At 56.9% G+C, this 22,527-nt stretch carries 19 protein-coding genes; 13 read left to right on the top strand and 6 right to left on the bottom strand.

What is annotated here, in order from left to right:
* Window positions 1-138 precede the first annotated feature (138 nt).
* From lon to MHM85_RS14505, 3 genes are all read left to right on the top strand, one after another.
* The gene (lon, locus tag MHM85_RS14515) at window positions 139-2,565 is read left to right on the top strand and encodes an endopeptidase La (RefSeq protein ID WP_139528520.1); all 2,427 of its coding nucleotides are present in this window, start codon (window positions 139-141) and stop codon (window positions 2,563-2,565) included.
* Between the two features lie 192 nt (window positions 2,566-2,757).
* Window positions 2,758-3,030: an HU family DNA-binding protein gene (locus tag MHM85_RS14510; RefSeq protein ID WP_009724302.1), complete on the top strand. Its 273-nt coding sequence runs from the start codon at window positions 2,758-2,760 to the stop codon at window positions 3,028-3,030.
* 111 nt (window positions 3,031-3,141) lie between these two features.
* A complete protein-coding gene (locus MHM85_RS14505) occupies window positions 3,142-4,959 on the top strand; it encodes a SurA N-terminal domain-containing protein (RefSeq protein WP_239286342.1) in 1,818 nt (605 codons plus the stop codon).
* A 110-nt stretch (window positions 4,960-5,069) separates the two neighbouring features.
* Here the strand turns inward: MHM85_RS14505 and MHM85_RS14500 are convergent, their stop codons facing one another.
* Together MHM85_RS14500 and MHM85_RS14495 are read right to left on the bottom strand one after the other, a co-directional pair.
* A complete protein-coding gene (locus MHM85_RS14500) occupies window positions 5,070-5,840 on the bottom strand; it encodes a UDP-2,3-diacylglucosamine diphosphatase (protein ID WP_139528518.1) in 771 nt (256 codons plus the stop codon).
* Window positions 5,841-5,854: 14 nt separating this feature from the next.
* Complete coding sequence (locus MHM85_RS14495) at window positions 5,855-6,355, bottom strand: peptidylprolyl isomerase (RefSeq protein WP_139528517.1); 501 nt, start codon at window positions 6,353-6,355, stop codon at window positions 5,855-5,857.
* Window positions 6,356-6,511: 156 nt separating this feature from the next.
* Between MHM85_RS14495 and MHM85_RS14490 the strand changes: the two genes are divergently transcribed.
* From MHM85_RS14490 to MHM85_RS14445, 10 genes are all read left to right on the top strand, one after another.
* Window positions 6,512-8,191 (top strand): glutamine--tRNA ligase/YqeY domain fusion protein, encoded by a 1,680-nt coding sequence (locus tag MHM85_RS14490; protein ID WP_139528516.1) that lies wholly within the window; start codon window positions 6,512-6,514, stop codon window positions 8,189-8,191.
* A gap of 11 nt (window positions 8,192-8,202) precedes the next feature.
* Window positions 8,203-9,588, top strand: a complete 1,386-nt coding sequence (cysS, locus tag MHM85_RS14485; RefSeq protein ID WP_153844020.1) for a cysteine--tRNA ligase — start codon at window positions 8,203-8,205, stop codon at window positions 9,586-9,588.
* Between the two features lie 105 nt (window positions 9,589-9,693).
* Complete coding sequence (locus MHM85_RS14480; RefSeq protein WP_219863646.1) at window positions 9,694-10,617, top strand: ABC transporter substrate-binding protein; 924 nt, start codon at window positions 9,694-9,696, stop codon at window positions 10,615-10,617.
* A gap of 3 nt (window positions 10,618-10,620) precedes the next feature.
* A complete protein-coding gene (locus MHM85_RS14475; protein ID WP_139528513.1) occupies window positions 10,621-11,820 on the top strand; it encodes an ABC transporter permease in 1,200 nt (399 codons plus the stop codon).
* Entirely contained in the window at window positions 11,817-12,782 is a 966-nt protein-coding gene (locus MHM85_RS14470; protein ID WP_139528512.1) for an ABC transporter ATP-binding protein, read from the top strand. Before MHM85_RS14475 ends, MHM85_RS14470 begins: the two co-directional genes overlap by 4 nt.
* Window positions 12,772-13,548 carry an ABC transporter permease gene (locus MHM85_RS14465; RefSeq protein WP_269202186.1) on the top strand — a complete coding sequence of 259 codons (777 nt, stop codon included), beginning with the start codon at window positions 12,772-12,774 and terminating at the stop codon, window positions 13,546-13,548. Before MHM85_RS14470 ends, MHM85_RS14465 begins: the two co-directional genes overlap by 11 nt.
* A gap of 134 nt (window positions 13,549-13,682) precedes the next feature.
* Window positions 13,683-14,885 (top strand): thiamine pyrophosphate-dependent dehydrogenase E1 component subunit alpha, encoded by a 1,203-nt coding sequence (locus MHM85_RS14460; protein ID WP_139528510.1) that lies wholly within the window; start codon window positions 13,683-13,685, stop codon window positions 14,883-14,885.
* A 1-nt stretch (window position 14,886) separates the two neighbouring features.
* A complete protein-coding gene (locus tag MHM85_RS14455; protein WP_139528509.1) occupies window positions 14,887-15,864 on the top strand; it encodes a transketolase C-terminal domain-containing protein in 978 nt (325 codons plus the stop codon).
* A gap of 17 nt (window positions 15,865-15,881) precedes the next feature.
* Window positions 15,882-17,138: a 2-oxo acid dehydrogenase subunit E2 gene (locus MHM85_RS14450; protein ID WP_139528508.1), complete on the top strand. Its 1,257-nt coding sequence runs from the start codon at window positions 15,882-15,884 to the stop codon at window positions 17,136-17,138.
* Between the two features lie 18 nt (window positions 17,139-17,156).
* Window positions 17,157-19,028, top strand: a complete 1,872-nt coding sequence (locus tag MHM85_RS14445; RefSeq protein WP_139528507.1) for a protein kinase — start codon at window positions 17,157-17,159, stop codon at window positions 19,026-19,028.
* An 11-nt stretch (window positions 19,029-19,039) separates the two neighbouring features.
* Here the strand turns inward: MHM85_RS14445 and MHM85_RS14440 are convergent, their stop codons facing one another.
* The 4 genes from MHM85_RS14440 to MHM85_RS14425 are packed head-to-tail and all read right to left on the bottom strand — an operon-like array spanning window position 19,040 to window position 22,510.
* Window positions 19,040-19,636 (bottom strand): ABC-type transport auxiliary lipoprotein family protein, encoded by a 597-nt coding sequence (locus MHM85_RS14440; protein ID WP_153844032.1) that lies wholly within the window; start codon window positions 19,634-19,636, stop codon window positions 19,040-19,042.
* A 2-nt stretch (window positions 19,637-19,638) separates the two neighbouring features.
* A complete protein-coding gene (locus MHM85_RS14435; RefSeq protein WP_153844024.1) occupies window positions 19,639-20,580 on the bottom strand; it encodes an MlaD family protein in 942 nt (313 codons plus the stop codon).
* Between the two features lie 5 nt (window positions 20,581-20,585).
* The gene (locus MHM85_RS14430; RefSeq protein WP_219863648.1) at window positions 20,586-21,410 is read right to left on the bottom strand and encodes an ATP-binding cassette domain-containing protein; all 825 of its coding nucleotides are present in this window, start codon (window positions 21,408-21,410) and stop codon (window positions 20,586-20,588) included.
* On the bottom strand, window positions 21,407-22,510 hold the full coding sequence (locus MHM85_RS14425) for an ABC transporter permease (protein WP_219863650.1): 1,104 nt from the start codon (window positions 22,508-22,510) through the stop codon (window positions 21,407-21,409). Before MHM85_RS14425 ends, MHM85_RS14430 begins: the two co-directional genes overlap by 4 nt.
* Between the last annotated feature and the right edge of the window lie 17 nt (window positions 22,511-22,527).

The following is a 22,527-nucleotide window of genomic DNA, read 5'->3' as shown; positions in this document are numbered from 1 at the left end:
GGCGGCCCCTTGCTGTTAATACGCGACTTGAAATGGCTGACCAGCACGCAGTGAGCGTGTCCTGCCATGCCCTTTCCACTGTGTGGTACTTGACTAAGTACCCATCAAGTACTCATCCGAATTTGAGGAACGTCTGCGATGCAGCAGAACGCCGAACAGACACAATGTCTACCCCTGTTGCCGTTGCGGGATGTCGTCGTCTACCCGCAAATGGTTATTCCGCTTTTTGTTGGTCGTGAGAAATCCATACAGGCGCTGGAAGCCGCGATGGAAGCCGACAAGCGTGTACTGCTGGTGGCTCAACGCGAGGCCTCTCAAGACGACCCTGATAACGCGGACCTCTATGCGATGGGGACCGTTGCTGACATCATGCAACTGCTCAAGCTGCCCGATGGTACCGTCAAGGTATTGATCGAAGGCAGTTTCCGGGCGGATGTCATCGATATCGAGGAAAGCGAAGCGGGCTACACTCAGGCGTATTTGACGCCACGGGAAAGCGAACCACTCACTAACCGTGAGCAAGAGGCGCTCGTACGGGTACTGCTCAATCAGTTCGAACAGTACGTGAAGCTTTCCAAGAAAGTGCCTAACGAGGTGCTGAATTCGCTGTCCGGCATCGAAGACCCGAGTCGGCTGGTCGACACCATTTGTGCGCATTTGTCACTAAAAATTGGCGACAAGCAAGAGTTGCTCGAAATGGATCGCGTCCGGGATCGTATCGAGCACTTGATGGCGTTGATCGAGTCAGAAATCGATCTGCTTCAGGTCGAGAAGCGCATTCGCTCGCGTGTCAAAGAGCAGATGGAGAAGACTCAGCGAGAGTACTATCTCAACGAGCAGATGAAAGCCATCCAAAAAGAGATGGGTGAGCTGGATAACGTGCCCAATGAGGCAGAGAAGTACGAGCAAGCGATCAAAGCGTCCGGTATGCCCAAAGAGGCATCAGAAAAGGCAACGCAAGAGCTCAACAAGCTCAAAATGATGGCTTCCAACTCTGCCGAAGCAACCGTGGTGCGATCGTATCTGGACTGGCTTATTGCAGTGCCTTGGAAAAAGCGCACCCGGGTAAAACACGATCTGGTCAAAGCGCAAGAAGTGCTGGATGCGGATCACTACGGGTTGGAAGAGGTCAAGGCACGCATTCTTGAATATCTTGCCGTACAAAAACGCGTGCGCAAGTTGAAAGGCCCAGTGCTTTGTTTGGTTGGTCCGCCCGGGGTGGGTAAAACGTCGCTTGGTCAATCCATTGCTCGCGCGACTAACCGTAAGTATGTACGTCTTGCCTTGGGTGGCGTCCGTGATGAGTCGGAGATTCGCGGCCATCGTCGCACCTACATTGGATCGCTGCCAGGTAAGCTGATGCAACGTATGAGTCGAGCCGGTGTTAAAAACCCGCTTTTCCTCCTGGATGAGGTGGACAAGCTGGGCATGGATCATCGGGGCGATCCTGCATCGGCACTGCTAGAAGTGCTGGACCCAGAGCAGAACGGTAGCTTTAGCGACCATTACCTCGAGCTGGATTATGACCTTTCCGAGACGCTGTTCATTTGTACGGCGAACTCGATGAACATTCCCGGACCGCTGTTGGATCGTATGGAGATCATTCGTCTTCCGGGCTACACCGAAGATGAAAAACTTGCTATCGCCAAGCGCTATTTGTTGCCTAAGCAGCTTGAAGCGAACGGTCTGGAAACCCATGAGCTGGCACTGGGTGATGATGCTCTGCTGGAGCTCGTGCGCTACTACACACGCGAAGCCGGGGTGCGTGAACTCGAGCGCCAGATCGCGAAAGTGTGTCGTAAGGTACTGCGTGAGCGTCTAGAAGCAGAGCGTAAATCAACAGATAAAGCGGGCAGCAAGCTGCAGGCGCAGCAAATACTGACGGCCGAGCAGATCGAAACCTATGCCGGTGTGCGCCGCTACAGCTATGGATTGGCGGAACAGGAGGATCAGGTCGGTCGTGTCACGGGCTTGGCCTGGACCTCGGTGGGTGGCGAGCTGCTCAATATCGAATCGGTGGTTACGCCAGGTAAAGGGCGCATCCATAAAACCGGCTCTTTAGGGGATGTCATGAAAGAGTCGGTGAGCGCTGCCCAGACGGTGGTCAAGGCGCGAGCCGAGCGTTACGGGATCGATCCTCAGCGTTTCGAGAACGAAGACCTGCATATCCACGTGCCCGAGGGTGCCACGCCTAAAGACGGCCCTAGCGCGGGTATTGCCATGGTGACAGCCATTGTCTCCGCGTATACGCAGCGCCCGGTGCGTTGTGAGGTCGCTATGACGGGTGAGGTCAATCTGCGCGGCGAAGTACTGCCGATTGGGGGGCTAAAGGAGAAATTGCTGGCGGCTCGGCGGGGTGGTATAAAGACCGTCCTAATTCCTGAGGAAAATCGTCGAGATCTCAAGGAAGTACCGGAAAATATCAAAGATGCACTTGATATTCGTCCCGTACGGTGGATAGATGACGTGCTGGCGGTCGCGTTGACGGGTAACGTTGCCGAAGGTGCCACGTTGAAAGGCGCAGACACGTCGTTCAATACGAATGCTGCTGCAAGTACCCATTAAGCGTTAAAGCAACGCCTGCTTTAATTTTACTTAATAAATTTGCCCAATGCCTTGAGCGGCGGGCATTTCACGGTCAGGTCGCTTGACAGGTGTTTCAAGGCATTGCTATAAAACGCAGCTATGCTTTGAGGTTGATGCACTCGGTGACCGTACCGTTCAGAGCCATTTTTTGAAACAGTTAAGGGGTGAAGTGTGAATAAGTCCGAGCTGATTGAAGCTATTGCCGCGTCTGCAGATATTCCGAAAGCAGCGGCAACCCGCGCATTGGATGCCATGGTGGAGTCTGTCACCGATAGCCTCAAAAAAGGCGAGAGTGTTTCTCTGGTCGGTTTTGGTACATTTGCGATCAAAGAGCGTGCTGCGCGTACTGGCCGTAACCCGCAGACGGGTCAGCCCATCGAAATCAGCGCCGCCAAAGTACCTAGCTTTAAAGCCGGTAAAGCGCTGAAAGACGCCGTCAACTAATTGGGTCGCGTTGGCTGTAAATTAATGGGCGCATCGCATCCGCGATGCGCCCATGTTATTTTCTGGCCCGCTATTTCGGGCAATAGATGGCTTTGATGATCTGAGGCTAGCATGCTGCAAAGTATACGAGATGGCTCCAGAAGCTGGGGTGCCAAGATAATTATCGGTCTCATGGTGGCAGCCATGGCACTGTTTGGCGTGGAGTCGCTGTTTAGCGTGTTCGGCAGCGATCCCAACGAGGTCGCCAGCGTCAATGGTGAGCCCATTATGCGTCAAGAAGTCGAGCTGAACGTTCAACGTGCGTTGCGCTCTGGACAGGTGCCGCCAGAGCAAGAGCGCGCCTTGCGCAACGATATGCTCGATCAGCTGATTACCCAATCCTTACTGACCCAGTACGCGGAAGAGGGCGGTTTTTACGTCTCCGATGCTCAATTGGATCAAATGATCGTTAGCTTGCCCGAGTTCCATGATCAAGATGGACGATTCTCAGCAGACATTTTCCGTAACCGTCTCGCCGGTGCAGGTTACACGCCTCTCTCGTTTCGTGAAGAGCTACGAGTAGACATCAAGCGACAGCATTTACAGCAAGGGCTTGCCTTTAGCGATTTCACCCTGGCTAGTGAAGAAGAGCGTTTGGCTGACTTACAGCGGCAGCAGCGAGATTTTCGTTACGTCATGCTGAGCGCCGAAGACGCCAATATCGACGTCAACGTTACCAACGAGCAGATGCAGGCTTACTACGATGCCAATCAGTCGCGTTTCGAGCGTCCTGAGCAGGTGCGCGTAGAGTATGTGTTGATCGATCGCCAAGCTATGGCGGAGGACGTCGATGTCGACGAACAGGCGCTTCGCGACGCGTGGCGAGCGCAGAGCCAAAGCGCTGATCGTCGCGTATCGCACATTATGATCACTTTCGGTGACGAGCGTAGCCGTGAAGAAGCTCAGGCGCGGGCTAGCGAAGCGCTTGCGTCCCTCAACGAAGGCGAAAGCTTTGCTGATACGGCCGCGCGCTATTCCGATGACACGGCTAGTGCCGAAGATGGCGGTGATTTAGGTGTCATCAGTCGCGGTTTTTTTGGTGATGCTTTTGACGAGGCGGCGTTTTCCCTGGGTGTGGGCGAAACCTCTCAGCTGGTAGAAATGGATGGTGCTTTCCACATTCTCCGCGTGACCGAGCTGGCAGGCCCCACCTTCGAAGAGCAGCGTGATGCACTGGCTCAAGACGTGGCACTTCGGGAAGTGAATGACGCGTTCAACGAACGGGTTCAGCGCTTGATCGATGAGAGTTTTGCCGCGGATGACCTTCAAAGCGTCGCCGATGATCTCGGCCTGACACTCGAGCAAACGCAGTGGATTGCCCGTGATGAAGGGGAAGGCGTACTTTCCGAGCCTGGCGTGCTAGATGAAGCCTTCAGTGCAGACGTGCTGGAAGAGGGCTATAACAGCGAAGTCATCGAACTCGATAACGACCGTCGTTTGGTGCTACGGGTGGCCGAGCATCGTGACGCGACGGTTCTGCCTTTGGAAGACGTGCGCGATGAGGTCGAACAGGCCGTCGCAGCTCAGCAGCGTCAAGAGGCCCTTCAGGCTCAGGCGGGAGAGTTGATTGCTTCCTTGCGGAACGGTGAAAATGTCGAGCTGGAGTGGCTGGAAGCCCATGACGTGTCGCGTCAGTCGGATAGCGCACTGCCTCAATCGCTTGTGGGCGAAGTGTTCCGTATGCCGCGTCCCAGCGAGGGCGAAAGCGTTTATCGTGCGGTGACTATGCCGCAAGGTGTGGCTGTCGTTGCGCTAGATCGCGTTTTTGTAGGCGAAGTGGACGAGCAGATGACCGCGTTCGTTGCGCAAATGGCCGAGCAGCTTCGTGCCCAGTCGGTTATCCAGGGGTTGATCGACGATCTACGTAACGATGCGGAGATCGAGCGCTAAGTCCTTGAAATACCCCATTGGAATAAATGCAAGTGCCCGCGTGGGCGCTTGCAATGAGCCGAGAAAAAGCCGATCGAGTGATCGGCTTTTTTTGTCGCTCGTATCGCAAGTCAAGGCAGAGCGTCGAGCGAAAACTGACGCAGAACGGGTTCGGCATGACGCTCATTAGCAGGCTCTACCACCACATCCCAGCCGTGTTGGTTGTCCCAGTCGCCCAGTACGAAGCGCTTGGCAGGAACGTCTTCGACCGTGAGGTCGTGCACCTTGGGCCGATGGGTGTGCCCATGAATCATGGTCGTTACACCGTAACGTTCCATGAGTGCCACAACCTCATCTTGGGTGACGTCCATGATGTCGTCGGCTTTGCCCGCATTGGCATCACCCGACTGCATGCGCAGGCTTTTGGCAAGCTCCAACCGCTGCTCCAGGGGCAGCGAAAGAATTTGCTGCTGCCACTGTTCGCTGCGCGACTGAGCGCGAAAAGCCATATACGCCTCGTCTTTGGTGCAGAGGCTATCGCCGTGGAGAATGACGGCGGGAACGCCTTGCAGCTCTACTTGTTCGCTTTCCGGTAGCAGGGTGGCGCCACAGGCGTGAATAAAACGTTCACCCAGTAAAAAGTCTCGGTTGCCATGGATGAAATAGACGGCAGTGCCAGCTTCGCTGAGTGCGTGCAGTCGTCGAATGACGTCATGGGCCACGGTGCTCAGTGGGTGAGGGGTGTCCAGCAGGTCGTCACCCATCCAGGCATCGAAAAGATCTCCCAGGATGTAGAGCGCCTGTGCCCCACTGGCCGTCTGTTCTAAGTAGCGATAAAACCCCTGATTGATCTCAGGTGTCTCGTGACTTAGATGCATATCAGCGATTAGCAGCGTACGCATAAAGCTCCCAACGATTATTCCGCTTCCTTCACGTAGGCGCGTTCGATGATGACATCTTCCGCAGGCACATCGGCGTGCATGCCGCGACGTGTGGTGCTGACGCCTTTGATCGCGTTCACCACATCCATGCCTTCAACGACTTCTCCGAACACCGCATAGCCCCAGCCTTGCAAGCTTTTGCCACTATGGTTAAGGAAGCTGTTGTTACCGACATTGATGAAAAACTGTGCCGTAGCAGAGTGGGGGTCTTGGGTGCGCGCCATGGCCAGCGTGCCGATGGTGTTTTGCAAGCCGTTATCGGCTTCGTTCTCGATAGGGTCACGGGTCGGTTTTTGGTTGAAGTCCTGGTCGAAACCGCCACCTTGAATCATGAAGCCATCAATGACCCGGTGAAACAGCGTGCCGTCGTAAAAACCGTCGCGCACGTACTGCTCGAAATTGGCTGCCGTAACCGGGGCTTTTTCATGATTGAGCGCGATGGTGATGTCACCGTGGTTCGTCTGTAATACGATCATGGATAAATTCCTGTTCAATAAAAGCGTTCGCCTTGGCGCTGTGCATCGGCGTCACGTTATAATAGCGGTTTTGCTCGGCACCGCGAAGCGCTAACCCTGATTGCCTTTGCATCGTTTGCCCAGCACGCCATCCACCATGAGGTTATCAACACCACCATGACCAACGAGACCACCCCAGCGCCGAACTTCATTCGCAACCAAGTACGCGACGAGATAGCGGGCGGCCAGGTCACCAAAATCGTGACGCGCTTTCCCCCGGAGCCCAACGGCTTTTTGCATATCGGCCACGCCAAGTCGATCTGTTTGAATTTCGGGTTGGCAGAGCAGTTGGGTGGTGAGTGTCATCTGCGCTTTGACGACACCAACCCTGCCAAAGAAGAGCAGGCGTACATCGATGCCATCAAAGAGGACGTCAGCTGGCTGGGCTTCGAGTGGGCCGGACCGGTGCGCTTTGCCTCTGATTATTTCGATCAGCTCTACGCCTGGGCGCAGCATCTGATTCGTGAAGACAAAGCCTATGTGGATGACCTCTCCCCGGATGAGATTCGCGAGTATCGAGGCACGCTGACCGAGCCCGGCAAGCCTAGCCCCTACCGTGAGCGCAGCGCCGAAGAGAGCTTGGACCTTCTAGAACGGATGCGTAACGGTGAGTTTGGTGAAGGCGAAAAAGTGCTGCGCGCCAAAATCGATATGGCGTCGCCCAACATCAATTTGCGCGATCCGATCTTGTACCGCATTCGTCATGCGCATCATCACCAAACAGGTGACAAGTGGAAAATCTACCCCTCGTACGATTTTACCCACGGTCAGTCGGATGCCATCGAGGGTATTACTCACTCCATCTGTACGCTGGAGTTCGAAGACCACCGCCCGCTATACGAGTGGTTCTTGAACAATCTGCCGGTGCCCGCCAAGCCGCGCCAGATTGAATTTGCCAGACTGAACCTCGACTACACGCTGACCTCCAAACGTAAGCTGAAGCTGTTGGTGGATGAGCAGATCGTCGATGGTTGGGATGACCCGCGAATGCCGACCATTTCCGGTATGCGTCGCCGCGGCTATACGCCCGCTTCGATTCGTAAATTCTGTGAAATGATCGGCGTGACCCGTTCCGACGGTGGTTTGGTGGATATCGCCATGCTGACCCACGCCATTCGTTCGGACCTGGAAGATAACGCACCCCGCGCCATGTGCGTGCTCAAGCCGCTGAAAGTAGTGCTGACGAACGTGCCGGAAGATCACGAGGAAGTGTACGAGGTGCCGGGCCACCCAGCGCGTGACGATATGCCGATGCGCAAGGTGCCGTTTGGTCGTGAACTCTACATCGACCAAGACGACTTCATGGAAGACGCACCGAAAAAATTCTTCCGCTTAGCGCCCGGTAAAGAAGTCCGTCTGCGTAATAGCTATGTGATCCGTTGTGATGAGGTTATCAAAGATGACGCAGGCGAGATCGTCGAGCTGCGCTGCTCCGTCGATTTCGACACCCTGGGTAAAAACCCCGAAGGCCGCAAGGTGAAAGGGGTGATTCACTGGGTCAGCGCGGCCCACGGCGTGCCGATGGAAGTGCGCCTCTACGATAACCTGTTCATGGTCGAGCAGCCCGATCGTGACAAGGACGTCGACTTCCTCGAGCATTTGAACCCCGAGTCGCTGGTGGTATGCAACGCCATTGGCGAGCCAAGCCTGGCCAGCGCCGCGCCGGAAGATCGCTTCCAATTCGAGCGAGTCGGTTATTTCTGTGCTGATCGCCATGTCTCCACTAACGACCACCTGGTGTTCAACCGTACCGTTGGGTTGAAAGATAGCTGGGCGAAAATCAAACAGAAGGGCTAAGGAAACGTCATATGCATATTTACAATACGCTGACTCGCCGCAAAGACCCTTTTCGCCCGCTGGTGGCCGGCAAGGTCAGCATGTACGTTTGCGGTATGACGGTGTATGACTACTGTCACCTTGGCCACGCCCGGGTGATGGTGGCCTTTGACGTGATTACCCGCTACCTGCGCCATCGCGGTTATGACGTGACCTATGTCCGCAACATCACCGATATCGACGATAAAATCCTCAAGCGGGCCGAGGAGAACGGCGAGCCCATCGACGCGCTCACCGAGCGCATGATTGCCGCGATGCATGAGGACGAAGCTCGCCTCAACGTGCTGCCACCCAGTCAGGAGCCCCGGGCAACGGGGCACATCGACGATATCATCGCGATGATCGAAACGCTCATCGACAAAGGCTTTGCCTATGCCGCGGCCAATGGTGATGTCTACTACCGAGTGCGCAAGTTCACCGACTACGGCAAATTGAACAACCGTCAGTTGGATGACATGCGCTCGGGAGCGCGCGTGGATGTGGATGTACACAAAGAGGATCCGCTGGATTTCGTGCTTTGGAAAGCGGCCAAACCCGGTGAAGCCCACTGGCACTCTCCTTGGGGAGAGGGTCGCCCCGGCTGGCACATCGAGTGCTCTGCAATGTCGACCTGCTGCTTGGGTGATACCTTCGATATCCATGGCGGCGGGCCGGATTTGACCTTTCCTCATCATGAGAACGAGATCGCCCAATCGGAAGCAGCGACAGGGAAAACCTACGTCAATACCTGGATGCATGCCGGCGCCGTGCGTGTGAATCAGGAAAAGATGTCCAAGTCCTTGGGCAATTTCTTCACCATCCGTGACGTACTTGCCGAGCATGATCCGGAAGTCGTTCGCTATCTGTTGGTCGCCAGCCACTACCGCAGCGCCATCAACTACTCGTTGGATTCGCTGGTCGAAGCACGCAAGTCGCTGACGCGACTATATACGGCGTTGGAAGGCGTGGACGCTGACGAGCAGGCAGTCGCCAGCGAGGCGGCCGAGCGCTTTACCGCGGCCATGGACGACGACTTCAACACCCCTGTCGCTTTGGCCGCGCTGTTCGACTTGGCCCGCGATCTCAACCGCGCGAAAAGCGACCAGCCAGCGGAAGCGCCGCGCTTGGCAGGCGAATTAAAGCGCTTGGCCGGGGTGCTGGGGTTATTACAGCAAGTGCCGGAAACCTTCCTCAAAGGCGCTCAGCAGCAGGTAGCGCTTAGCGAGGAGGAGATCGAAGCCAAAATCGCCGAACGTCATGATGCAAAAACCAGTAAGGATTTTGCCCGCGCGGACGCCATTCGTGACGAGCTGGCAGCGCTCGGCATCGTTCTCAAGGACTCCCGGGAAGGGACGACCTGGGTCATCGAAGCGCCTTGATCGTGGTGATATGTCGGACGCCGTGAAAACGGCGTCTGACTTCAACGCAGTAGGCTCTTATACTGATCCGGTACGCCACAGACGCACACTGAAAAGGACGACCCCATGCGCTCATTGTTCACACCTTCGCTGGCTGCCTGTCTATCGACGGTAGCCTTCTCTGTAGTCACTCTTTCCACGGCCAGCGCCAACGACCCCGTCGTGGTGTCTTCGAAAATCGATACGGAAGGCTCGGTGCTGGGCGAGCTGATCATCCAAACGCTGGAGCGCCATGGCATTCCCACCGAAGATCGCCTGCAGTTAGGGGGCACCAGCGTCGTGCGTAGCGCGCTGCAAGCGGGAGAGATCGACCTTTACCCTGAGTACACGGGGAACGGCGCCTTCTTCTTCGACATGACCGATAGCCCCGTCTGGAACAGCGCCGACGACGCTTATCAAACCGTCAGCGAACGCGATGCCGAGCAGGGGTTGATTTGGCTACAGCCCGCCAGTGCCAACAACACTTGGGCCATGAGCATTCGCCAAGACGTGGCCGACGCCAATGATTTGACCACGCTGGATGATTTGGCTGCATATCTGGCCGATGGCGGAACGTTCAAATTTGCCGCCAGCGCTGAATTCGTCGAATCCGCCCAGGCGCTACCGGCTTTCCAGGACGCCTATGGTTTCGAGTTGAGCGATGATCAGCTGCTCGTCCTTTCGGGTGGCAACACGGCTGCTACGATGCGTGCGGCCGCGCAGCAAACCAGCGGTGTCAATGGCGCCATGACCTACGGTACCGACGGTGGTCTGAGCGCCCTGGGCCTCGTCGTGCTCGAAGACTCCAAAGGCGTACAGCCGGTGTATCAACCCGCTCCCGTGGTGCGTGAAGAAGTGCTTGACGCTTACCCTGACATGGAAGCGTTGCTGAATGAGGTGTTTGCCACGCTAGAACTCGTGACGCTGCAAGAGCTCAATGCGAATGTCGCGGTGAATGGTGTCTCGCCGGATCAAGTAGCGAGTGACTACCTCGACAGCCTGGATGACTGATGAATGTCGTTGATCGACGCCCTACCATCGCCATCCTTTAAACGACGCCCTTGGCAGCCTAATGTCGTACTGTGCTGTCTCAGCGGGAGCATGTTAGCCGCTGCATGGCTACTGAACGTGGTGAGTGTCGCCCCTAATCGTATCGTTTCCGGTACCGCCTTTGGCATGGTCGATGCCATTGGTTGGCCAGGGGCAGCCCTGGTGTCATTGCTCTCTCTCGCTATGGCGACGTTGGCATTGATGCCTAACGTCCGGCACTATCGAGCGGTGCTGGCCATCGTTACGCTAACCTTACTACTCATGCCGTTTGGTTTGATGGTGGCTGGCCACTGGTTGGTCGACCCTTCCTTACCTCAGGCGCGTCTTGGTATTGGTCCGGCCTACTGGACCGTACTGTTCGTTTTATTGCTCTGCTTGGTAGAGCTTCGTCTGCGTCTTGGGTTATCTCGATGGTGGACGGCGCTACTGTTATTCGGTGTAAGCGTTGTCTGGTGGGGCTGTGCCGCGCTCTGGCTGGATCGCCTTGCCCTGGTACAGGAGTTCCAAGCTCGGCAGGGGCAGTTTTATCAGGCACTGATGCAGCACATGGTGCTGGTGAGCACGGCTGTAGGCGTCAGCGTGGTGCTGGGGTCGCTGCTGGCCATGCTCATGCGTCGCTATGAGCGGCTACAAAAAGTAGCGTTTACGCTGCTGAATTTTTTACAAACCATCCCCAGCTTGGCGCTGTTTGGGCTTCTGCTAGCGCCCCTTGCCTGGCTGGCAGCGAATGTCCCAACGCTGGCGGCGCTAGGGGTGAGTGGCATTGGCAACGCGCCGGCGCTGATCGCGCTCATCGCCTACAGCCTGCTGCCAATGGTGCGCAATACCTACATCGCCCTCGAAGAAGTGAGCGAGGAGACATTGCAGGCCGCCAAAGCCATGGGAATGCGAACGACACAACGTTTTTGGCAAGTGCGGTTTCCGTTGGCACTTCCCGTGCTGTTGGAAGGCGTGCGTATTACCGCCGTTCAAGCCGTGGGACTTACCGCGGTAGCGGCATTGATTGGGGCGGGCGGCTTAGGCACATTTATTTTTCAAGGGCTGGGTCAGGCTGCCATGGATATGGTGCTGTTGGGTGCGTTACCCATTTTGATCTTGGCGCTCATGGTGGATGCAGGGCTTGGTGCGTTAGCGGACGCGCTGCGTCCCGGAGGACGGCAATGATCGAGCTTTCCCATGTTTCAAAGACGTTCGGCGACGCCACCGCGGTGGATGACATTACCCTGCGGGTTGCAAAAGGCAAGCTCTGTGCGTTGGTAGGTACTTCCGGCTGCGGTAAATCCACCACGCTGCGCATGATCAATCGACTCATCGATCACAGCAGTGGCGACATCATCTTGGATGGCCAGGCGATTGAGCAGTACGATCCAGTGAAGCTTCGCCGTCGCATTGGTTACGTGATTCAGAGCACCGGACTATTTCCTCACTGGAGCGTTGCACGCAACATTGGATTGGTGCCTCGGCTATTGAAGTGGTCGGCTACCGATACTACCGCTCGAGTCGAGGAGTTGATGGGGTTGCTAGGGCTGCCTGTGGAGGAGTTCGCCCATAAATATCCTCACCAACTCTCCGGCGGGCAGGCGCAACGGGTAGGTGTGGCTCGCGCGCTTGCCGGCGATCCCGATATCTTGCTCATGGATGAGCCCTTTGGGGCGCTAGACCCCATCACCCGGGAAAAGCTCCAGGAGGAGCTTGCCAAAATACAGTCTCGGCTGCACAAAACCATCGTGTTCGTGACCCACGATATGGATGAAGCACTGAGGTTGGCCGACCACCTTGTCGTCATGCGCGACGGTCGCATCGTTCAACAGGGCACGCCACTAGCGCTTTTACAGCATCCCCACGATCCGTTTGTCGAGTCGTTACTCGGCGGCCTGGAGCGGGGATTGAAGCAAGCAGCGCTCACACGGGTGAAAGACCACATGACATCGCTGGGGCCTACCTTGCCGGCGCAGTCGCGCATTCCCGCTGATTTTTCGCTGCGCCAAGCGCTCTCCATGATGTTGCGTGATCACTGTGATCGCTTGACGGTCGTCGATCAAAACGATGTGCCGATTGGTGAGCTGTCGCTTCGCCGTATCGTCAAAGAAGCACAGTGGGATAGGACGAGTCAGCGTGAATCGTAAGTCCGGTAACAACGATTTGTCGAATGTCGCTAACGTCCAGTGGCTTCTTCCACTGGCATGGGCTGCACTGTTGGCGGCGGGCATCATTGGTATGCCTCTGCTAGAGAGCTTGTTTCGTTGGATAGAGCCTGACGCTAGACAGGTCGTTTATGCTCGCGCGGCATTTTACGAGTTGCTCGGCCGTCATGTCCTGGTCGTTGGCGTGGCGGCGGTGGTGACGATCATCGCGGGCGTGGCGGCGGGGGTGGCCGTCACGCGTGAGAGAGGGCGTGATTTTTTGCCGCTGATCGGGCAACTGGCATCGCTGGGGCAGACGTTTCCACCGGTCGCCGTATTGGCGTTAGCCGTTCCGGTGCTCGGCTTTGGCACGCTGCCCATCATCGTTGCCCTCATGCTCTACGGACTGCTGCCCATCGTGCGTAATACCCTGGCGGGTATCAATGATGTCGACCCAACGATCAAACAGTCGGCCCTGGCCATGGGTATGACGCCCTGGCAAGTGTTGCGACAAGTCGAACTTCCGCTGGCGGCGCCGGTCATTTTGGCGGGCGTGCGCACCTCGGTGACGATCAATATCGCCACGGCTGCGCTGGGCGCGACAGTGGGTGCGAGTAACCTGGGCGACCCGATCATTGCGGGCATCGTCAACGGTAATGTGGCCTACGTACTGCAAGGTGCTCTTTTGATCGCGCTTCTGGCGCTCTGCGTCGATAGCGCTTTCAATGTCTATCAGCAGACGCTGCGTCAGCGTCTCTCTGCATCTTAAGTCGAATCCCTAAACCGCTTCCACTGAGTTACTGTCCCAGTGTTGCGTTGACCCGTGTCAGATAAATCCACTGGCACAAACGGTCATCACCGACAACACTGCCCTCAAAAGGGGTAAAAACAAGGACAATAATGATGACTCAGTACGTACACCAGCCGGCCTTCATGACCGGCGACGAGTTTGCCATCGAGACGTTCGCCCTGCTGAACCCCGATGGCGAGCTTTACGAAGGCGCTCGAGCACCCGAGATCACGCAAGAGCACGCCCGCCGACTGTATCAGGCCATGCTGGCCACCCGCATTCTCGATGAGCGCATGATGGCCGCTCAACGCCAAGGGCGTCTCAGCTTTTACATGCAGTGCACCGGCGAAGAGGCCGCGGTCGTCGGCGCGACGGCCGCACTGGACGATGCGGACATGATCATGGCCCAGTACCGTGAGCAGGGCGCCTTGATGTATCGCGGCTTCTCCATCGACGAGTTCATGAATCAGCTATTTGGCAACGAGCTCGATTACGGCAAAGGCCGACAAATGCCGATTCACTACGGCTCCCGTAAACTGCACTATATGACCATCTCATCGCCGCTGGCGACGCAGATTCCTCAAGCCACCGGGTATGCCTACGGTCAAAAGCTGGCGGGTGAAGGCCACTGCACGCTGACCTTCTTTGGCGAGGGTGCCGCATCCGAGGGAGATTTCCACGCTGCCCTCAACATGGCGTCGGTGCACCAAGTGCCGGTCATCTTCTTCTGCCGTAACAATGGTTACGCCATCTCGACGCCAGCCACCGAGCAGTTTGCTGCCGACGGTATTGCTCCCCGTGCGTTTGGCTACCACATGCACGTGATTCGTGTGGATGGCAACGATGCATTGGCGGTCTTCGAAGCGACGCGTCAGGCAAGACGCATTGCGGTAGAAAAAAATCAGCCGGTACTCATCGAGGCCATGTCATATCGCTTGGCGGCCCACTCCTCTTCGGATGACCCCTCGGGCTATCGTGCGAAAAGCGAAGAGGAGGCGTGGCGCGTCAAAGATCCCTTGCTGCGCATGCAGCGCTGGATGGCGAAGAAAGGGTGGTGGAGCGATGAAGAAGAGGCCAGCCAACAAGAGACCTTGCGACGTGAGGTGCTGGACACCATGAAGCGGGCCGAAAAGCGCCCGCCGCCGCCGCTCGAATCGCTGATCAGCGATGTCTATGCGGATGTTACGCCCGCGTTGCAGCGTCAACTGGATCAGCTCAAGCGGCATATTCGTCGTTATCCCGATGCTTACCCGCGTGGCGCTCAGTCGCTCGATCCTTCCCTCTCGTCAGCCGCCGATCATCAGGGGGATGCGTAAGATGACGACCATGAACATGCTTCAGGCGATCAACAATGCGCTCGATATCGCCATGGAAGAAGACGAAAAAGTGATCTGCTTCGGCGAAGACGTTGGGGTGTTCGGCGGGGTGTTTCGGGCCACCAGCCATTTACAGGAGAAGTACGGCAAATCGCGCTGTTTCAATACCCCGCTGGTAGAGCAAGGCATCATCGGTTTCGCCAACGGGCTGGCTGCGCAAGGATCGGTACCTGTCGCGGAGATTCAGTTTGCCGACTACATTTTCCCTGCCTTCGATCAAATCGTCAACGAAACCGCCAAGTTCCGCTACCGCTCCGGGGATCTCTTCAATGTAGGTGGCCTCACCATCCGAACGCCTTACGGTGGCGGTATTTCGGGGGGGCTTTATCACTCCCAATCACCCGAGGCCTACTTCACTCATACGCCCGGTCTGAAAGTTGTCGTGCCACGTAATCCCTATCAAGCCAAGGGACTGCTGCTCGCGGCCATCCGTGATCCTGACCCGGTGCTTTTTTTAGAGCCCAAGCGGCTCTACCGAGCGGCCGTGGGCGATGTGCCGGACGACGATTATCAGTTGCCCATCGGCGAAGCGGAGATCGTCAAAGAGGGCAGTGATCTTACCTTGGTCGGCTGGGGCGCACAGATGGAGGTAATCGGCAAAGCCGCCGAGCTAGCTGAAGAGCAGGGTATCTCTTGCGAGGTCATCGACCTGCGCTCGCTGTTGCCTTGGGATGTCGATACCGTGGCGGAATCCGTCTTCAAAACGGGCCGCATGATCGTCAGTCACGAAGCTCCTTTGACCGGTGGTTTTGCCGGAGAAGTCGCTGCGACGATACAGGAGCGCTGTTTTCTTTACTTGGAATCGCCGATTACTCGGGTCACCGGGTTGGATACCCCTTTCCCGCTGGTGCTGGAAAAAGAGTATCTGCCCGACCACCTGAAAATTTTTGAAGCGATCCGCGAAAGCGTGAACTTCTAGCGCTAGGGAGAACAGTCATGAGTGATTTTTTATTGCCGGACATCGGCGAAGGGATCGTCGAGTGTGAAGTGGTGGAGTGGCGCGTTGCCGAAGGCGACACCATCGAAGAGGACCAGCCCATCGTCGAGGTGATGACCGACAAGGCCCTGGTCGAAATTACGGCGCCCGAAGCAGGCACCGTCACCAAGCTTTATGTGCCCCAGGGGCAAATCGCCAAGGTCCACGCGCCCCTCTACGCGTACCAAACGGCAGGTTCATCTTCCAGCGAGCCTACGGCAGACGCCTCCACCGATCAGTCGACCGCTAACCCTCGAGAGTCCACGCCGCAACGTGACGACATCGAGCCGTCGACGCGCGCTCCCGCCGAGCCGAGTGCTTTAGCCCATAAAGTCCCCGCTAGCCCCGCCGTTAGGCGTTTAGTCAGGGAGCACGATCTGGTACTGGCGGACATCACCGGCAGTGGTAAAGAGGGGCGCGTGTTGAAAGAAGACGTGCTGGCCCACCTCAATGCGCCGTCGGTCGCTGATAACGAGGCATGCGTATCCCCACCGACATCATCGGGTTCGGCGCCCGCCAGGGTGGAGCCCCTGCGCGGCGTGCGCGCGGTGATGGCCAAGCGCATGGTCGAATCCGCCAGTTCCATTCCCCATTTTCATTACGGCGAAGAGATCGACGTCACCGAGCTGCTGGCGCTGCGCGAGCGTCTCAAGCCCCAGGTGGAGGCGCAGGGAGAGCGACTCACGCTGATGCCGTTCTTCATGAAGGCGATGGCGCTGGCTGTTGCAGAAACGCCGATCATCAATGCCCAGTTAAACGACGCTGCCGACGAGCTGAGCTACTACGACCACTGCAATATCGGTATGGCCGTGGATAGCAAGGCCGGCTTATTGGTGCCCAACGTGAAAGGCGTCGAGCGCTTGACCCTGTTCGAGATCGCCAAGGAGGTCGGCAGGCTGACCCAGGCTGCGCGAGACGGGCGAGTCGATCAGGCCGACCTGAAAGGCGGCACCATCAGCATTTCCAACATTGGTGCTTTGGGGGGTACCTACGCCGCGCCGATCATCAACGCCCCGGAAGCCGCCATCGTGGCGATTGGCAAAACCCAATGGCTGCCGCGTTTCGATGAGCATGGCGCCGTGCAGCGCCGGGCGATTTTGACGGTGACGTGGGCGGGAGATCACCGCTTTATCGATGGCGGCACCATTGCTCGCTTCTGCAACGCCTGGAAAGGATTCCTAGAAGCGCCGGAAAGCATGCTCCTTCACTTGGCATGACCGTGTAGGCATGTTGCGATGAGTCAGGCGCCGCTGCAGCAGTTTTACATACCCGAAGAGCAGTCGGTTTACCTACTGAGCCATCATGATGCGCGTAAGCTCAAGGACTGGGTAGCGCTGTGTCAGTCACAGTTGGCCCAGTTGGGATACGCCGATATCGAGTTGGTGGGAAAAGGCGCTTACGGTTTCGTCTTTGCAGGGTGCGCTTGGCATCAAGGGGCTAGGGCCGACTATGTGTTCAAGTTTTCACGCATTACGCTGCCCACCCATCTGCAAGAGCGCCTCGAGGAGGAGGCGTTCATGCTCGATCAAGTGTCACACCCGCGGATTCCAAAGCTCATTACCTATCAACGTGCCCGTGGTCAGTCGATTTTGGTCATGGAACGCGCGCCTGGCTGGAACCTAGAGCAAGTCTCACTCAAGCAGGGCAAGCTCTCGCCCCGCTTGATCATGCGTATCGCCGCGCAACTGGCGGATATTCTCAAGGCACTGCGTCGTGAGGCCGGGCCGCACGCCCGGCCAGTGGTGCATGGTGATATCAAACCCTCCAATCTCGTTTTCGATTCGGTCAGTGAATCCATCGCGTTGATCGACTGGGGCTCATCGGTGTTCGCACAATTGGATGCCTCGCTGCAGTTCGTGGGTGCCAATGTAATGGAACTAATGTCGGACAATCTCCAGCAAACCAATGCCCGACTGGGGGACGTGTATTTCATTGGTGAAGAGCAGCTCAATGGCGCGCTCTCATCGCCGCGCTTCGACGAGCAGGGGGTGGCGGGGACGCTCTATGCGCTCGCGTCGGCGCAATCATGTCGTTTTGGCCATCGCGCCATACCGGCAAGCTCGCTCGGACTTCCCATGGAGTTCGCTCGCACGCTGGATGGCATGCTCGATCCCAACCCTCAGGTGCGCTATCAGGCGGGTAATTACTTCATCCGAGAAATGCCGCGCATGGCTAAATTGGTCATGCTCGATCTGCCTGGTGTGCTGCAAACACCGCTGGTGCCGGTGTGGGGTAAAGGCCGTCACCACGTGGCTACCGCCGAGATAGACACCGTGGTTTATAGCTCTCGTAAAGCCTTCTTGCGAGAGGCCCATTCCGAGGAGACGCTCAACGATGTGAACGATGTCCAGCTTGACCGCTACTACAAGCAGTTCATGCAGGGCATGGGCGAGACCGAAAAAGCCTTTTTGGCCTCGGTGAGCCGATTGGGCAAATATCCGGTGGTGGGTGGTTTGGCCGTACGCTGGGAGCGCGAGGGCGTGTATATCGATTCGTCGCTCAATTTGCATGACCCAGCGCTCAAGCCCGCCTTCATCGAGGCGGTGAACAACATGGTTCACTTGGCACGCGCCATTCATCGCCAGGGGGTATTCAAAAGCTGTTTGTTCAATGCCCGCCAAACCCTGCACTTAGAGCGCGCAACCCCCGAGGAAGCGTTTCATTGTGATCCCGATACGGCGATTGCTTACGAGGTGAGCGCCGTACCCGAAATGGAGGATCGCACCCGTCAGCATAGCTATTTCGAGGATGGCCCGGACCCTGAGGAGCTGTTGGTGTTGCCGGATACCATCATGCGAACGCTCAAGCGGCTCAACGAGATCCATCACACAGGCATGATCATTTTCGAAGCGCTACCCAAGCATCTCAAGATCCACAGCTACTATCGGCTACTCGATCCCCGGCGGGAGCAGGAGTTTCGGGATTTGCTCAGTCGTATGCTCGCTGCCGTCAGTCAAATAGAGGGACTGGGCGTGTCGGGGTTCATGAAGATGCCGTACAAGGACACTCGTTTTTTTACCCATTTAGAGCGACAGCCGGAATACTTCTACCCCAAAGATCCAAAAGAGTATCTTAAGCGGTACTCGCACTCCTCACCGCCATACTAGAAACGGCCTTTTCATCTAGGTGCATTGGCCGCGAGCCAGCGTGCCAACTGCTCGGTCAAGCGGTCGGTGGCGCTGCCAAAGGCGTTGACCACGTCAGGTATTTCCGCGCTCTTGGCACGTTCGCGAATCGCGAAACTGGTAGAGGCCGTTGGTTGTTGATCTGCGCCGACTAATTGAACGTCTAACTGTAAATTGACGCTGGGCGGGCTCACGTCGTATTCGCTTTGGAAGTGACGGAGCTCGCTCAGTAGCAGCAGGTCATAAGGAAGCCGATCGCTGCTCACATCGGCGAATAGAGCGTGCTGTTGCAAGCCAGCAATGAGCTTGGCCTGCAGCAGTTGGGGGGCATCTTCATGCCATCGCGCGCCTTCATACACATTTACCACGTTGCCTTCGGGAAACACTACGATACGGTTGCTGCTTAGCAAGTGGCCCGCTTCTGGCGTTGCGATGCCAAGTCGACCCGGTAGGCGAGTGGCATCAGGGGTAGCCTGCGTTGCCATTGCAGGCAGTCGATACAGCGTCGATGGCGCCTTTTCGGGTAATACTGAGCAGGCCGAAAGAAGGGACAGCGCGCTCATCATGACGACGATGCGAAAAATAGGCATGTTCACGGGCGAAACTCCTCTACGTGGTCGCGGCCAAGGAAAAAGTCCGTTGGACTCTCTTCGAGCTCTCGCGTAATGCGATCAAGGGTGGCGAGTGTCGAGCGGAGCGCCGCGAGCGCTGGGGCGATGTCGCGAGTGCTTTGTAAGGTGCCTTCCACGGCCCCTGCGTTATCGTTTACCAATTGCTCTATCCGCTGAGCAGCACTAGCAACGTCGCGGCTGGCGTTCTCGGCACTGCGCATGACTTGTTGGCCCTCTTGGTTCAGCAGTCGATTCGCCTCCTGGCTAAGTGTCTCGATGCTCTCGAGCGTGGTGGTGGCTTGGCGTGACACATCGCCAAAAAGCGCCATGTTTTCATCCAAAGCAGCCTGCTGAGAGGCAATCATTTCCGTGATTTGGGCAATGTTGGTCAATATGTTGCCCGCCTGCTGTCGATTGTCGTCATTGAAGAGTTCGTTCACGCTCTGAAGGATCGCGTTGAGGTTCTCGATCATCTCCTCGCCCTCATCGAACAGCGTGGCAATGGGCGACGGGTCGGCTGGGATGAAGGGGGCCGTGTCGTTACTTTGCGATGATAAGCGTGGGCTAGCCGGCGTTCCGCCATATAGCTGCACCGACATGCTACCGGTAATGCTGGCAAACGCTAATTTTGCCCGTGTATCGACTTTGATGGGCGTGTCTTGATACACGCGAATCCGAGTAATCACTTGGCGGGGGTCGTCAGGGTTCAAGGACAGCTCGGTGACATCGCCGACTTCGATGCCGTTGTACTGTACCTTGCTGCCCTCCGAGAGGCCGCTGACGTTGCGTTCGAACAGAATACGGTAAGGTAGGTAATCCCGTTGGCCAGCGTCATAGCTCATCCATATCGCAAACAGCAGGGCGGCCGCAGCCGTTAACACGGTAAACAATCCAATCAATACATGGTGTGCGCGAGTTTCCATGTGCGTCACTCCTTAGACGATGGTGTGTCAGCAGCACGCTGTGCAGCGCGTCCACGCGGACCGTTAAAGTAATCTTGTACCCACTCGTCGTCCGTTTCGGCGACTCGCTCCAGCGTATCGGCGACCAAAACGCGCTTTTGTGACAGCACGGCAACGCGATCACAGGCTGCGTAGAGGGTATCCAGGTCGTGAGTGACCAAAAAAACGCTGAAGCCAAGTGCATCGCGAAGGGTCACGAGCAACTGGTCAAACGCAGCGGCACCAATGGGGTCGAGCCCGGCTGTCGGTTCATCGAGGAATAAAATGTCCGGGTCCAAGGCGAGCGCTCTGGCAAGGGCTGCACGTTTTATCATGCCCCCTGAGAGTGATGCTGGAAACTGCCGTGCCGCTTGCGGTGCCAAGCCCACTAAAGAAAGTTTGATGCGCGCCAGATATTCAGCCTCTTCCCGAGGCAGCCCAGCGTGCTCAATGAGCGGTAGCGCGACGTTCTCTTGCAGATTGAGCGAACTAAACAAGGCCCCGCGCTGGAAAAGCACCCCAAAGCGCCGTTCGATTTGGCTGCGCTGGGAGCCGCTTAGCGCATTCAACCGCTGGCCCAGCACCTCGACGGTGCCATCATTAGGATGCTTGAGCCCTACGATACTGCGTAGCAGGACCGATTTACCCGTGCCAGAACCGCCAACGACGCCGAGAATTTCTCGACGATAGAGGGTCAAATCTACTCCTTCGTGAACGACATTATCGCCAAATCGATTTACCAGCCCTTGCACACAAATGACGGCTTCCTTGCTTTGACATTTTTGCGATGTCGGAGAAGATCTGTCGTTCACCAGCCCATCTCCATGAAAAATAACGCCGCTAATGCATCGATGAGAATCACCATGAAGATGGCTTGCACCACACTGGACGTCGTGTGGGCACCCACCGATTGGGCGCTTCCGCTGACGTTGAATCCTTCCAGACAGCCAATGACCGCAATTACGAAGGCAAAGACCGGTGCTTTGCTCAATCCCACTAGGAAATGCGTTACCGACACATCTTTTTGCAGCGTTGCCATAAACTGGCTAGTAGAAATATCCAGCGACAGCGACGCCACTACCGCACCGCCCAAGAGGCCGCTTAGCATGCCGACAAACGCCAGGAGCGGCAGGCTAATCAACAGCGCCATCACCCGAGGAAGCACGAGCAGCTCGATAGGATCTAGCCCAAGTGTCTTCAGGGCATCGATCTCTTCATTGGATTTCATCGCACCGAGCTGGGCAGTAAAGGCGCTGGCGGTGCGACCTGCCAAAAGAATGGCGGCTAGCAGCACGCCGAACTCACGCAGAAAGGAGAACGCCACCAGGTCAATGGTATACACCGTTGCGCCGAAATCTTCCAACACGGTCGCCCCAAGAAAGGCCACCACGGCCCCCACCATGAAGGTAAGTAGCGCAACGATAGGCACTGCATTCAAACCACTTTGCTGAACATGAGCAACGGTGGCGGTCATACGCCAATGGCGGGGGCGAAACAGCAGCGAAGCAAACGTCGCCAAGACCAAGCCGATAAACGCCAATAGCTGCCGCTGTTGCGCTGTCATGGCCACCATTTGGCGGCCCACCGATGCCAACGCATCGGTGATCCGATGGGAATGAGTGCGCGTGCTCTCGACAGGAGCCTCCATGGCTTCGGCAATCCGAATCAGTAACATCTGCTGCGCGTGGGGTAGGTCGTTGGCAGCCTGTTTGGTTTTGTCGATCCCTAAGAGCTCGACGATCAGCGCCGCACCGGCAGTATCGAGTGCTTCGAAGCCAGGCAGTGATAGCGATGCCGAACCTAGTTCTTCGCGCCGCTTTAGAACGTGCTTTAGCTCGGTATAGTGGCGTAGCGTCCACTCGCCACCCAGTGTAACGACCTCACCCTGTTGAGTGATCCACTCGTTTGGCATCCCTGCTCCTCAGTGCG

Origin of the sequence: Halomonas sp. McD50-4 (genome assembly GCF_022348135.1) — a bacterium.
Taxonomy (GTDB): Bacteria; Pseudomonadota; Gammaproteobacteria; order Pseudomonadales; family Halomonadaceae; genus Vreelandella; species Vreelandella piezotolerans.
The sequence above is the reverse complement of the archived record's forward strand: the minus strand, read 5'-3'. Positions and strand labels throughout refer to the sequence as shown.